The organism is Aphanothece hegewaldii CCALA 016 (genome assembly GCF_003007785.1).
Taxonomy (GTDB): domain Bacteria; phylum Cyanobacteriota; class Cyanobacteriia; order Cyanobacteriales; family Microcystaceae; genus Chroococcus; species Chroococcus hegewaldii.
In genome coordinates this window covers 106,244-119,962 of the sequence record NZ_PXOH01000014.1, presented here as the reverse complement: position 1 = coordinate 119,962, position 13,719 = coordinate 106,244, and the positions used below count along the sequence as shown (strand labels likewise).

General features: G+C 37.7%; 10 protein-coding genes and 1 pseudogene. 5 read left to right on the top strand and 6 right to left on the bottom strand.

Features of this window, described 5'->3' with window-relative positions; translation table 11 throughout:
• Positions 1 to 2,951 (bottom strand): beta strand repeat-containing protein (locus C7H19_RS26790; RefSeq protein ID WP_146136518.1); only part of this gene is annotated, 2,951 nt, incomplete at its 3' end.
• 380 nt (positions 2,952 to 3,331) lie between these two features.
• Positions 3,332 to 4,861: an apolipoprotein N-acyltransferase gene (lnt, locus tag C7H19_RS13970; protein ID WP_106457493.1), complete on the bottom strand. Its 1,530-nt coding sequence runs from the start codon at positions 4,859 to 4,861 to the stop codon at positions 3,332 to 3,334.
• 89 nt (positions 4,862 to 4,950) lie between these two features.
• Here lnt and serS point away from each other — a divergent pair, with 89 nt between their 5' ends.
• Complete coding sequence (gene serS, locus C7H19_RS13965) at positions 4,951 to 6,237, top strand: serine--tRNA ligase (protein ID WP_106457492.1); 1,287 nt, start codon at positions 4,951 to 4,953, stop codon at positions 6,235 to 6,237.
• 1 nt (position 6,238) lies between these two features.
• On the opposite strand, the pseudogene C7H19_RS26785 reads toward serS, so the two are convergent.
• Together C7H19_RS26785 and C7H19_RS13955 are read right to left on the bottom strand one after the other, a co-directional pair.
• A pseudogene (locus C7H19_RS26785) lies at positions 6,239 to 6,574 on the bottom strand (GNAT family N-acetyltransferase); the annotation flags it as partial.
• A gap of 151 nt (positions 6,575 to 6,725) precedes the next feature.
• Complete coding sequence (locus C7H19_RS13955; protein ID WP_106457491.1) at positions 6,726 to 7,019, bottom strand: type II toxin-antitoxin system TacA family antitoxin; 294 nt, start codon at positions 7,017 to 7,019, stop codon at positions 6,726 to 6,728.
• Positions 7,020 to 7,189: 170 nt separating this feature from the next.
• On the opposite strand from C7H19_RS13955, the gene C7H19_RS13950 reads away from it, so the two are divergent.
• Both C7H19_RS13950 and C7H19_RS13945 read left to right on the top strand, forming a co-directional pair.
• Positions 7,190 to 9,007 (top strand): VWA domain-containing protein, encoded by a 1,818-nt coding sequence (locus C7H19_RS13950; RefSeq protein WP_106457490.1) that lies wholly within the window; start codon positions 7,190 to 7,192, stop codon positions 9,005 to 9,007.
• A gap of 369 nt (positions 9,008 to 9,376) precedes the next feature.
• Positions 9,377 to 10,924 carry a GMC family oxidoreductase gene (locus C7H19_RS13945; protein ID WP_106457489.1) on the top strand — a complete coding sequence of 516 codons (1,548 nt, stop codon included), beginning with the start codon at positions 9,377 to 9,379 and terminating at the stop codon, positions 10,922 to 10,924.
• On the opposite strand, the gene C7H19_RS13940 is transcribed toward C7H19_RS13945, so the two are convergent.
• Complete coding sequence (locus C7H19_RS13940; RefSeq protein ID WP_106457488.1) at positions 10,896 to 11,765, bottom strand: SMP-30/gluconolactonase/LRE family protein; 870 nt, start codon at positions 11,763 to 11,765, stop codon at positions 10,896 to 10,898. The two genes, C7H19_RS13945 and C7H19_RS13940, sit on opposite strands and share 29 nt — an antisense overlap.
• Before the next feature lie 115 nt (positions 11,766 to 11,880).
• On the opposite strand from C7H19_RS13940, the gene C7H19_RS13935 reads away from it, so the two are divergent.
• Together C7H19_RS13935 and C7H19_RS13930 are read left to right on the top strand one after the other, a co-directional pair.
• Positions 11,881 to 12,201, top strand: coding sequence for a nucleotidyltransferase domain-containing protein (locus tag C7H19_RS13935; RefSeq protein WP_106457487.1), 321 nt, complete (start codon positions 11,881 to 11,883; stop codon positions 12,199 to 12,201).
• Positions 12,198 to 12,569 (top strand): HEPN domain-containing protein, encoded by a 372-nt coding sequence (locus C7H19_RS13930; RefSeq protein WP_106457486.1) that lies wholly within the window; start codon positions 12,198 to 12,200, stop codon positions 12,567 to 12,569. Before C7H19_RS13935 ends, C7H19_RS13930 begins: the two co-directional genes overlap by 4 nt.
• 33 nt (positions 12,570 to 12,602) lie before the next feature.
• On the opposite strand, the gene C7H19_RS13925 is transcribed toward C7H19_RS13930, so the two are convergent.
• Positions 12,603 to 13,631, bottom strand: a complete 1,029-nt coding sequence (locus tag C7H19_RS13925) for a D-alanine--D-alanine ligase family protein (RefSeq protein WP_106457485.1) — start codon at positions 13,629 to 13,631, stop codon at positions 12,603 to 12,605.
• Positions 13,632 to 13,719: the final 88 nt, after the last annotated feature.

Sequence of the window (13,719 nt, the reverse complement as noted above, 5' to 3'; positions counted from 1 at the left end):
TTTGCAGCAAGTGTACCTATTGCTAACCCACCGGCAAAACCTGACGCGCTTAGAACAATGGTATCATCAACAACTTTAAAATCGGTAATGATATCGATGCCTTCCGATGGTGCATTAAAGATAAATTGATCTAGTCCACTACCACCGGTGAGAGAATCAATTCCATCGCCACCAGTGAGGAGATCATTACCCGTTCCTCCCAATAGTGTATCATTGCCAAGACCACCCGTAAGAATATCATTTCCTCCGGCTGCGGTAATTTTATCATTTCCTCCACTACCAGAGATGGTATCGTCGCCCTCACCAGTTGTTATGTTATCCTTGGCTTGTGTACCAGTGATAGAAAAGCGCTCTATGTTATAAAAGTCAACTGAATCATAGTCAGAGCTATTATTATAGTAAGCGTAGTAATAACCGTTAAATCCTCCAGCACCATTACTATAGATATTAGTGGTAATGCCAGCTTGTGGAGAGTTTCCCGTATATGTATTACTAGAATAGTCTAGAATCAGTAAATCGTTTCCGTCTCCTCCATCAACGGTATCTCTTCCTAGTCCTGAGTTTATCGTGTCATCACCAAGACCCGTATTGATATTATTATTAAAGCGTTGGGTAAAGTTAATCGTGTCATTAGCGCTACCTGTAGTTAAGTTGGCGAAGTATTCAACATTTGAGATACTTGTACCATCAGCTAGAGTAATTGGGGTAGTGCCTGTATCATTGATACTTAATGCTGTAGTTGCCGCACTAAAATTAGCATCGATCAGTATATCTGTTCCAGTTCCACCATCAATGATGTTAATTCCTAAACCGGCTGTAATGGTATCATTTCCAGCGCCACTAGATATTGTATCGTTACCATCCCCAGTACTGATATTATCCTTGGCGACTGTACCGGTAATAGAGAAGCGCTCGATATTAGAAAAATTAACTGAATTAGAGTTGCTAGTATTATAGTGGGCGTAGTAATAACCGTTGAACCCTCCTGCACCATTGCTAGAAATAGAAGTATTAATGCCAGCTTGTGGTGAGGTTCCCTGATAAAGATTGCTAGAATAGTTGACAATTAATACATCATTGCCATCACCTCCATCAACGGTATCATTTCCATTTCCTGCGTTAATGGTGTCATTCCCAAGACCCGTATTGATATTATTATTGAAGCTTTGGGTAAAGCTAATGGTATCATTCTTATTACCAGTGGTTAGGTTGGTGAAGTATTCAATATTTGATACACTTGTTCCATTGCTCAAAGTTATTACCGTTGCACCTGTATCATTAATATTTAATGCAACATTAGCCGTACCAAAGTTAGCATCAACTAGGATATCAATTCCAGTTCCACCATCGATAACATTGATACCAGCCCCACCATTAATCGTATCATTTCCCGCACCACCATTAATCGTATCGTTGCCATCTCCTGTACTAATATTATCCTTGGCAAGTGTACCAGTAATAGAGAAGCGCTCGATATTAGAAAAGTTAACTGAATCAGAGTTATAAATAGTATTGTAGTATGCGGAGTAATAACCGTTGAACCCTCCTGCACCATTGCTAGAAATAGAAGTGCCGATACCAGCTTGCGGAAATGTTCCCGTATATGTATTACTAGAATAATCGACAATTAATAAGTCGCTTCCGTCTCCACCATCGACGTTATCATTTCCATTCCCTGTGTTAATGGTGTCATTCCCAATACCCGTGTTGATATTGTTATTGAAGCGTTGGCTAAAGTTAATGGTGTCATTCTTATTACCTGTCATCAGGTTAGTGAACAATTCAATATTTGCTACACTGGTTCCATTACCCAACGTAATTACGCTTGTGCCTAGATCATTAATACTTAATGCTGTAGTCGCTGTACTAAAATTAGCGTCAACGAGAATATCGTTTCCACTTCCTCCATCGATAACACTAATTCCTAAACCAGCATTAATGGTATCATTTCCTGCACCGCCATTAATTGTATCGTTGTCATCCCCTGTCGTAATTTTATCATTAGCTGATGTTCCCGTAATCGAAAAGCGTTCGATGTTAGAAAAATTGACTGAATCATAATTGTAAATACTATCGTAGTATGCGCCGTATGCTCCGTTAAATCCTCCTGCACCGTTGCTATAAATATTGGTGTCTATACCTGATAATGGGTTTGTTTCCGTGTAAGTATTACTAGAATAATCTAAAGTTAATATGTCGCTTCCGTCTCCTCCATCAACTGTATCATTTCCTAACCCTGCGTTAATTCTGTCATTTCCTAAACCTGTAATAATATTGTTATTAAAACGTTGAGTAAAATTAATCGTATCATTGCCACTACCAGTCGTTAAGTTAGTGAAGTTTTCAACATTGCTGACACGGGGACCACTTGCGATATTAATCGATGTTGTGCCAAGATCATTAATGTTTAAATTGGTGGTTGCTACGCTAAAATTGGCTTCAATGAGAATATCGGTTCCATTTCCTCCATTAATAACGTTGTTCCCTGCACCGCCATTAAGGGTATCATCTCCATCACCGCCATTAATCGTATCATTTCCATCCCCTGTGGTGATTTTATCATTAGCAACTGTTCCCGTAATCGAAAAGCGCTCGATGTTGAAAAAGTCTACTGAATCCAAATTGTAGCTAGTATTATAGTAAGCGTAGTAATAACCGTTGAAACCACCTGCACCATTACTGTAAATATAGGTATCAATACCAGATGGTGGCGTTGTTCCTGTATAAGTATTACTAGAATAATCTAGAATTAGTAGGTCGCTGCCATCTCCTCCATCAACTGTATCCTCTCCTAAACCTGCATTAATCGTATCATTACCAGTACCGCCATCAATACTATCATTTCCGTCTAATCCTGAAAGCGTATCACTACCGCCTAAGCCTTGAATTATATCGTCTTCATTTGTTCCTGTTAATGAATTATTAGAATTATTACCTGTGAAAGTCGGCATTGTTTTACACCTTTTTTAGTTCGTTAACTTTAATGTCGTAAGCAAGACAAACTTGATTAAGTTTTTTAACTTGTGATAGTTGTTTGTTTTGCTCTCTATTACTACGAAACTGTAGTGTAATTAATATATTATCTAGTCTTCTATTTTGTCATCCGTATAAGTTCCCAAAAAAGTCACATTTTAGGTTAAAGCCAAATCTTTATTAAATCTTTATAATTTCAACATTAAATTAACTTTTACATAAAGCAAATTTTTATTAATTTATATAGCATTTTTCCTGTATATGAGTTAAAGATTAAATGTAGGGGCTTTGTCTCCAAACCCTCTCTCATCAAATATAATCGACAAACCTTTTAGATTACGGATTGGCTACCAAGCTCCTACATAAATTTTTTAATCACGATAAGGACTATTCCAGAAATCAATAATAATTTGGTTAACCAATCACCAAAACGAACATATAAAGTTTCTGTATTGCGTCGATAAATTGTATCAAAATGTAATTGATATTGATTGATTCCTGAAATCCAAAATGTTCGCCCATGTGGCTCAATAAATGCCGAATAACCCGTATTTGTTGCCCTAGCAATATAGCGATCGCTCTCAATTGCTCTGATTATATCTTGTGCGTGATGTTGTGCGGGCATTGATTTACTATAATGAGCATTATTCGCAGCAGTAATGATAAATTCGCCGCCATTTTGGGTTTGTTTACGAAAGTGTTCAGCAAATGCAGACTCATAACATATACCAACAATTGCTCGTCCAAAAGGTGTATTAAAAATTTGATTTGTTTTTCCTGAAACTAAATGAGCATCTAAAGGCGATAAACGATTAATTATTTTTCCGAAAATGGGTTCAAATGGTATATATTCCCCCAAGGGAACAAGTTTAACTTTATCAAAACGACTTATAATCTCACCATCTCCTGTTACTGTAAAAAGACTATTTGTATAATTGTTTCCTTGTACTCCAAACGCCCCTAACCAAACGGGAATTTTTTCTTGAAGTATTGATTGATAAAAAGAACTGTTTTGTACAATATCATTCCAGAAATAAGGTAAAGCAGTTTCGGGAGTTAGAACCACATCAACACCCTGACTCGCTAATTTTTGATATCCTGTTGTATAACCTTCTATGGCTTTTCTAAATCCTTCAGGATACAATTTAATTTCATTGGGTATATTGCCTTGAATAATTCCAACTTTTATCGCTTTATCGGGTGTATCACTCAAGGGTTGTTGGAATAAATAAAAACCTAAACCGTGTAATAAAACCAAAAGAGATAAAGCTAAACTGAGTAACGAATAACTTTGAGAACGGTTTCTCGATAGATAATAATTACTTTCTGCCAGTAAACCATTAATCGCTACAATTGAAGCTGTTATAACAGAAAAACCCGATAATTTGCTTAATTGCAAAATCCATAAATTATTCGGACTTTGGGTATAAGAAAGAGAACTCCACCAAAGCGGGGTATTACTCCACAGCCATTCTAAACCACACCACAAAGCAACCCCTAAAATTATCCTAAATAAACTGTCTTTGAAAGTGTTAGTATTACATAATCGTTTAACAAAAGTCATTCCGAAAGACCAAACAACGACTAAAACAGCACCCCAAAGCATAATAAAAATCCAACAAAATAACGCAATTAAAAGACTGGCTAACCAAGGAACACCCATCCACGTCATCGGATGTATTCCCGTAATCCAAAATAACGCCACTCCATGAAAACCAATCCCCCAAACTAAACCTAACAGTAGATTTTGTTTAAGAGAATTTTTAGAAAAAATGATATTGCTCCACAGTGGAATTAAAGCCAGCCATGCTAAATAAAAAACCGAATTTGGTGCAGGAGATAGCCCCATTAAAAGACCACCAAAAAAAGTTAGGATAATTTGGTTCATTTCGGGTAAACTAAAAATATAATGCCAAAAGTGTGAGCAAAATCGGCTATTCTAACAAAGGGAATATAATAACAAGGAACGATAAATCGGTGTTAGACCTTAAGCAGATTCGAGAAAATCCAGAAAAAGTACAAGAACTCCTCAACCGTCGTAATGCTGCCTATGATCTTACCGCGATCGTTGAACTAGATCAGCAGCAACGAGAAATAGAACTCAAACGAACTCACTTACAAGCGCGTAGTAACGAAATTGGTAAACTCGTTGGACAAAAAATTAAAAGCGGCACTCAACCAAATAGTACAGAAATTCTATCCCTAAAAGACGAAGGAAATAGCCTTAAAACCCAACTTGCAGACTTAGAACCCCAAGAAAAAGAAATTAAAGCGCAAATAGAAACCCTTCTGTTGCAACTTCCGAATATTCCTAGTGACACCACACCCATCGGTAAAGATGAAACCGATAACATCGAAGTTCGACGCTGGGGTGACGAATATATCCCAACAAACCCGAATATTCTCCCACATTGGACTCTCGGCGAAAAATTAGGTATTATTGACTTTGAACGGGCTGTAAAAGTCGCGCAAAGCCGTTTTGTAAATTTAATTGGATTAGGTGCAGCTTTAGAACGTGCTTTAATTAATTTCATGTTAGATCAACAAACTGTAGCAGGCTATACAGAAGTTTTACCCCCAATTCTGGTAAATAGTAATTCGCTTCAAGGAACTGGACAACTCCCCAAATTTGCCGAAGAAAGTTTCAAATGTGCTGATGATGATTTATGGTTAATTCCGACTGCTGAAGTTCCCGTCACCAATCTTTATCGGGATGAAATCTTAGAATTAGAACAACTTCCGATTAAACATTGTGCTTATACACCTTGTTTTCGTAGAGAAGCAGGAAGCTACGGGAGAGATACTAAAGGTTTAATTCGTTTGCACCAATTTAATAAAGTAGAACTCGTAAAAATCGTTCATCCTGACACTTCAGAAGCAGAACATCAAAGTTTAGTGCAGAATGCCGAAGCTATTTTACAAGCGTTAAAATTACCTTATCGGGTAATTGAACTCTGTACAGGTGATATCGGTTTTGGTGCGGCGAAATGCTACGATTTAGAAGTCTGGCTACCGTCTTCAAATACTTATCGAGAAATTTCGAGTTGTTCTAATTTTAGAGATTTCCAAGCGAGACGGGCGGGTATTCGTTTTAAAGAAAAAGGAAAAAAAGGAACCCAGTTTGTACATACTTTGAATGGTTCTGGTTTAGCGATTGGTCGTACCATGTCTGCTATTTTAGAAAACTATCAACATGATGGTACTGTTAAAGTTCCAGAAGTGCTACAACCTTATCTAAAACGCGATGTCATTGGGGATAATTGAATTAAACTATCCTACTCTGTTGAATAGTTTTTAGAGGTAACAGTAATGACAGAGGAACATCTTGTAAAGAAACAAAACTGTATTTGAGATAAAATTTTTTGGCTTGCTCATCGCTGGTATCCACCCGAACCGCATAAATCGCTATTTCTTGAGAAATCTGGATAGCTCGACTTAAAGCGTGCATTAATAATGTTTCTCCTAGTCCCTGTCCTTGCATTGAGCAATCAACCGCCAACTTTCCAATGAGCATCACTGGTGCAGGATATTTCGGCAGACCTTTTTTAATATCTTCTGGCAGATTAGCAAACTCTATACTAGAAGCACTAACTGAGTAATAACCTACTACCTTTTGACTTTCGCTCTAAGTAGCTACAAAAGTTATCGCGTAGCCTTTTTTCATGTTTTGAGTGGCATACTTTTTTAGATACTCATTGAGTTTTGACTCACCACAATTAAAATCGTCACGCTCGAAACAGCTATCTAATTTACTAATACGCCATCTCATTTGTTTCGTATTCTTCTTGAAACTTCCTCATCGCTTTTTTTAAAGTAGAGTTTGGTTTAGGGGGAGATGCCATTAATTCTAAAAATAAATCTCGATCGCGATCGCTGAGTACTAATTTATGATAAGATTCGAGTTCAGCCTGTGCGACGGTCAATCCATGCGACACTAAATAAGCACTTAAACTCATGCCTTTAAGCTCGGCTGCCCTTTCAAGAAGTTCTTTTTGCTCACTGGTGACTCTAAGATCAATCCGTTTTTCTTTACTTTTAAGAGACATAAAAGCGCATCTCCATTAAATAAATGTATTATTTCAATTTTACTTTGATTACGGCAAAAGTACACACAAATATTCAATAAATACAAATATACTAACTTTTGTTACAATCTGTTCGATCTTCTCTCGACTTTGGGCATACTAACAGCAAAACGCGATGAGAACTATGCCCTATGAAAGCAACCTATACTCTAAGTCAATCGTTAATTGCGGTAAATAGTCCTACTACAGTAGACTTAATCGTAAACTTTCAAGCCCCGGAAGCCGAAAAAAATAAAACTCGTCGTCCTCTTAATTTAAGTATAGTTCTCGATCGCTCAGGTTCGATGGCGGGTACACCTCTAAAATATGCCATCAAAGCAGCACAGAAATTAGTCGATTTTCTCACACCCGATGATATTCTTTCAGTAGTAATCTATGATGATCACGTTCAAACCATTTTATCGCCTCAAAACGTGACCAATCCTTTTTCTATTAAATCTCTTATTGGTCAAATTCGTGCGGGCGGATGTACGAACCTAAGCGGAGGATGGTTAATGGGATGCAACCATGTCAAAGCAAACTTATCACCAAATAAACTCAACCGAGTATTATTATTAACTGATGGATTAGCCAATGTCGGGCTTACAGATCCAAATACTCTCACAAAAACAGCAAGTGATCAAGCCAGACAAGGTATAACAACCACTACATTAGGGTTTGGTACTTATTTTAATGAAGATTTGTTGATAGGAATGTCGAATGCAGGTAAAGGGAATTTTTACTTTATCCAGTCTCCAGATGATGCAGCAGATGTTTTTACAATAGAAATGGAAAGCTTAGTCTCTGTTGTCGCACAAAACCTAACCGTTAATATTGAACCCGCATCTGGAATAAAAGTAGAAAGTTTAAATAACTATGGTTTGACACAAAATGGCAAAAAATTAAAGATTTTCTTAGAGGATGTTTACGGAGTCGAGAGTAAACCCCTTGCGTTAACGGTTACACTTCCTGCGGTGTCGAAAACAGGAACATTACCCTTACTCAACCTCAACTATGAGTATAATACCGTTGTTAATGATAGTATCGAGCATATCAGCCAAGAATTGCCTATTACTATTCAAATTGGGGAAAAAGACGAAGCAAACAAAATACAACCCGATAGTAAAGTCATAGAACAAACCAGTCAACTTAGAATAGCACAAGTCAAAGATGAAGCGATCGCATTAGCTGACAAAGGAGACTATCAAAAAGCAGCGACTACCCTGCGTCAGATGACAGAAGCATTAAAACAAAAAGCATTAGAAGAATTTTTTAGTATTGCAGAAGAAATCAGCCAACTCGAATATTATGCCCAACAAATCGAAAATCGACAATATTTCGCTGATATTCGTAAAGAGATGCGAGATCAATCATATCAAAGTCGAAGACGGACGAGGGAGGATTTACACTCAAGAGGTATTACATCAGGATCAGCAGATAACTTAGAATATGTAGAAACTCCCGATAGTGGCGTACTCGTAAAATGCGAAAGAATTGGCGGTAAATTACGCATACGAGTAATATCTGATGGATATGATAGTGATCTAAATGTACAGTTTCCGCGCAGTATTCGAGAAGAAGGCGTTACTTATGTTGTTGATGAAATTATACCCTCTGCCAATGGTTCATTTTATCGCGCATCAGGAAATATTAAACGTTTAGGAAAAGCGCCCGTTAGAACACAATCTACTGGAAGAAACACCCAATATCAAGCCGTTAAAACAACTTTAACCTTAGCAGACTTAGATACAACCGATAGTGTCGGAAATGGTATTTTAATACAATGTGTGCAAGATGGCAAGAAATTAAGAGCTAGAGTTGTTTCGGATGGCTATGATCCTAATTTTAACGTCCGTTTTCCTCGTGGTGTTCGACAAGAAGGAATTTTATTTGTCGTCGATGCAGTCAAAGAAGCAGGACAAGGCGGTTCTTATATCGCAATGGGCAAAGTCAAAAGATTAGTACAATAGAATATTGCTTTTATAATAATCACGTCTAATATTTAGCTTACCGCGATCGGGAATTTCACGGCTGATAGCGAAAGTCCTACGGGGCTTACAAGCTGCGCGCGCAGGTCGCGCAGACAGCCCCTCATTGAAATGGACTAAAATATCTGAATTTAGTCGGTTTCAACCGACTTTTGTTTTAAGACAGAGAATTTATTCTCTGGCGTATTGATGTTATAACCATTACTTGATTATTGCAAAATTATTTTGCATCATTTAAAAAATATCCTCCAACCCAAAACCTAAGACATAGAATCTAACCTAACTCTAGACAGTATCTCCCACTGATTCAACTTGCTATTTTTGTAGTGACACAAAGGTAAGGCTAAATCTATGAATACATTTGATTTTATCATCGTGGGTGGGGGAACAGCAGGCTGTGTTCTAGCCAATCGACTGTCAGAAAAATCTGATCTAAGTGTATTACTATTAGAAGTCGGTGGAGATGTCACACCCGATTCAGAAGACGTACAGCAATGGTGTAATCTAATTGGAACGGAGATAGACTGGAATTATCAAACCATAGAACAACTAGGATTAAATAACCGCAAAATCAAACAACCCAGAGGTAAACTATTAGGGGGTACGAGTAGCCTTAATGGGATGTTGTATACTCGTCCATTACGCCACAATTTTGAGGAATGGGCGAACCAAGGTGCGATCGGATGGGATTACGAAAATATAGTACCCTATTTACAGAAACTAGAAAACTTTGATGAAAGCGGCGAACCCATTTTAGGACATCACGGCACACTACATCTAACAACGCAAAAAGTCAATACTGAAAAGCATCATATTTACAAAAATATACTTGAAACCTGTGAGCATTTAGGCTATCCCATCTATGATAATTTCAGTGCTTCTGATTTTATAGAAGGATCTGAGGGTCTGGGATGGTTTGCGGCTAATATTAAAGAAAATAAAAGATATGGGGCGGCTCAAGCGTATCTAGAACCTGTGATGAACCGTTCTAATCTTACAGTCATTACCCATGCCACCGCAACCCGTATCCTGATCGAAAACGATCGCGCTTTTGGTATTGAATATATGCACCAAAATCAGCCTATACAAGCCGAAGTTAAGCGAGAAGTCATTTTAGCAGCAGGTAGCATCGAATCACCAAAACTGCTTTTATTATCTGGAATTGGGGCAGAAGATGAATTAAAAAAACACCAAATACCATTAAAACTTTTATTACCCGGCGTTGGACAAAATTTTCATGATCATGTGACCGTTTCTAGCCATTTCATCCTAAAATCAGACGTTGAAGAACCTCTTTGTAATTTATGCCGTGTCGCACTTTTCGCCAAGTCTGATCTATCAATGCCCGTTAGCGATTTAGAATATTTAATGATGATCACAAGCCAACAAGATGAATCAGAACAAGAAGTTAAATTACTAACAATTCATATCTCTATTCAAGTGCCAGTTTCTAGAGGTTGGATTAAACTAGCTAGTAATGATCCATTAGCCGATCCCTTAATTCATCCTAATCTATTAGGTGAACAAGCCGATCGCGATCGTTTAGTAGCAGCTATCCAAAAAATACGACAATTAATCAAAACAGAACCTCTAGCATCGCTTATAGAACGGGAACTAACCCCAGGTGATAAATATCCAACAGATGAAGATTTAGACGAATTTGTCAGAGAACAAGCACAGTCTCAATGGCATATCTGCGGTTCTTGTAAAATGGGGATCGATGACATGGCTGTTGTTAACCCAGAACTAATCGTTAGGGGTTTAGATAATGTGCGTGTGGTCGATAGTAGTATTATGCCCTCCGTCGTTACTGGACACGCTCAATCTAGTATATTTGCTATTGCGGAAAAAGCCGCAGATCTGATTATGGCTAACCTTTACCAACTCCAAAATAGTTAGTATGCGTACCTTTTACGGGAGTTTCTACAGCAAATAGATCTCCTGAAAAAATACTATCTTGAATTTCTTTTTCACTTAAACCAATAGAAGCAGTTGTAATATAAAGTGTTGTTAAAGCTGGCCCACCAAAGGTACAACTACTCGGACGTGGCACAGGTAAAGACACCCGTAACATTTCTTTACCATTTGGATCAAAACGGATGATACACCATCCATCCCACATGGCAGACCAGATACAGCCCTCGCTATCAACAGTTAAGCCATCAGGCCCAAAAGATTCTTCAGATAGATCGATGAATACTCGTCGGTTTTCGATATTACCCCGATTTAGATCAAAATCATAAGCATAGATAATTTTTGGCTTACTATCTGTTAGATAAAATGTTTGTTGATCTAGACTCCAACCCAGTCCATTAGAAATATTTAAACCCGTTTCCATCTCATTTAGAGTACCATCAGGATCATAACGGTAAAGAGATGCGTTTGGGCCAGAAATACACAGCGTCCCCACCCAAAAACGTCCCAAGCGATCGCATTTCCCATCATTAAATCGAATGTCGGACGGTTTATCTAACTCTACCAAGCGTGTCACTGTACCCGTTTGAGTATCTAAAAAAGCAAGATGCTGACGCAGCGCAATGATTAAACGGTTATTAGAGGCAGGTGCAAAACAAGTCACCACCTCACCCACATCGAAAAAGCGATCTTGTTCTGTTTTCGGATCGAACTGATGCACACGATGATTATAGATATCAACCCAGTAGAGACATTGAGCTTGAGCATCCCAACACGGTCTTTCACCTAATCGCGCTCTCACTGTTAGAATAACTTCAGGAATCATTGAATAGAATATTTGTTAATTTTTAGTGAAACATTAGCATTTTATATGTTTTTTGTTAATCCTTCTCAGTAGAGATTTATTCAAACAAACATTATTTAGAAAAATAGAAATTAAGATGAATCCCAATTTAACCGAGATTTTAGACCAACTCCGTCAATACTTCCAAAAATTATACGGCGATCGATTAGCTTATCTTATTTTATATGGCTCACAAGCAAGAGGTGACGCTGATCCCGATTCTGATATCGATATTTTAGTCGTTCTCAACGATGCTGTTGATGCTTGGACTGAAATTAATCGCACCAGTCAGTATATTAGTGAACTGTGTTTAAAATATGATACTCTTATTTCTAGAAATTTTGCCTCTAAGTCACGATATCAACTAGAAAATAGCCCTTTTTATATGAATGTACGTCGTGAAGGAATATTACTGTGACTCCCGAACAAGCTGCACTACTCAATAAAGCTGAAGAAAGTTTAACCGCCGCGAATTTATTAGCAGATAATGGTTTATATGATTTTGCTGCTTCAAGAGCTTATTACACGATGTTTTATGTGGCAGAAGCTTTATTATTAAATCAAAATTTAACGTTTTCTAAGCATTCTGCCGTTATTTCGGCATTTGGTCGAGAATTTGCTGGTAAAGGGGCAGTTCCTGTAGAGTATCATCGATATCTCATTGATGCTCAAGATAAACGAAATAAAGGTGATTATAGTATCGACTCGAATATTACTGAATCTCAAGCGCGAGAACAGATTGCTCATGCAGCAGAATTTTTAGAATTAGGAAAAAGATTACTCTAATTTCTTCTAGTAATCTATCAAATTAATCGTTTCTCAAACTGAGATTAACGTTTCATCGATCATTTTACTAAATAACTCATTAAGAGGTATTCCCGAAGCTTTTGCCATCGTAGAAATGACACTTTTAGAGGCAAAAGAACAATATAACCCTGCTTCGATAAACCAAGGTTGTCCATGTGGATCGATGCGGAAATCAAAAAGACTATAATGACGACAGCCTAAAGCTTGATGACATTTTTTAGCTATTTCTTGAACTCGTTCCGTTGCAGGGTCTTTAGGATCTACGATCCAAGATTTCTTATTATCTTTAGCCGCAAAACTTAATTCACCTTCGTCCGTAGCTTTAAGTTTATCAGCATAGGTGCGAATGGGGTTTTCATCGGGAATAACTAAATATTCTTCAAGGGGTAAACCGACTAATTCGCCATCTTTGACAATTATACCGCCTCTGACTTCTCGACCTAGTTCGATAAATTCTTCTACAATGACCTCCTTTGAATGTTCAAAGGCTTTTTTTAGTGCAGTTTCATAGTCAGCACTATTTGTCACTAAAGTAACCCCTAAAGAATTAGCTGAAGATTCAGGTTTGACGACAACTGGAGGTTTAATAGTTGGGACATCTCCGCGACGAAGTAATTCACTATGAGGAATTTTAACACCTGCTGCACTAACGATCGCTTTTGCTCTAGCTTTGTGGAGTGCGATCGCCATTACATCTGGAGTATTACCAATGTAAGGAATACCTAGCAAGTCGAACAATGCGCGGTAATAAGTCATTCCCGCAGTGCAGAACATTTGTGGCAATACTAGATCAATATTTTTTGAAGTGATGAACTGTATCGCATCAGCTAAAGACATCGGTTTCGCTGTATTGATATCTTCTCTATTAAGGGATGATGGAAAACGCCATAGACCATCGGGTGTGATGTATGCAATATGGAAATCATAACGCGATCGATCTGCTGTTGCGCTGAGACAGTCTTGAGCATAAAGACGGGATAGATCGCAGTAAAATTCATTTTGTGCAGACCCAACTACATGAAGGATACGAAGCACTGACATAGATAAATCTCCTTAACTCAAATAATTAACTTTACTGTCATCTATCAAATTTCTTAGAAGCGGTTAGATTTTTACTAAAACTTCTTAT

What these genes read in the sequence shown, in the direction of transcription:
- C7H19_RS13945 (WP_106457489.1), top strand. Translation starts at nt 9,377, where the DNA reads ATGAATACATTTGATTTTATCATCGTGGGTGGGGGAACAGCAGGCTGT.
- C7H19_RS13950 (WP_106457490.1), top strand. Translation starts at nt 7,190, where the DNA reads ATGAAAGCAACCTATACTCTAAGTCAATCGTTAATTGCGGTAAATAGT.
- C7H19_RS13935 (WP_106457487.1), top strand. Translation starts at nt 11,881, where the DNA reads ATGAATCCCAATTTAACCGAGATTTTAGACCAACTCCGTCAATACTTC.
- C7H19_RS13955 (WP_106457491.1), bottom strand. Translation starts at nt 7,019, where the DNA reads ATGTCTCTTAAAAGTAAAGAAAAACGGATTGATCTTAGAGTCACCAGT.
- C7H19_RS13940 (WP_106457488.1), bottom strand. Translation starts at nt 11,765, where the DNA reads ATGATTCCTGAAGTTATTCTAACAGTGAGAGCGCGATTAGGTGAAAGA.
- lnt (WP_106457493.1), bottom strand. Translation starts at nt 4,861, where the DNA reads ATGAACCAAATTATCCTAACTTTTTTTGGTGGTCTTTTAATGGGGCTA.
- C7H19_RS13925 (WP_106457485.1), bottom strand. Translation starts at nt 13,631, where the DNA reads ATGTCAGTGCTTCGTATCCTTCATGTAGTTGGGTCTGCACAAAATGAA.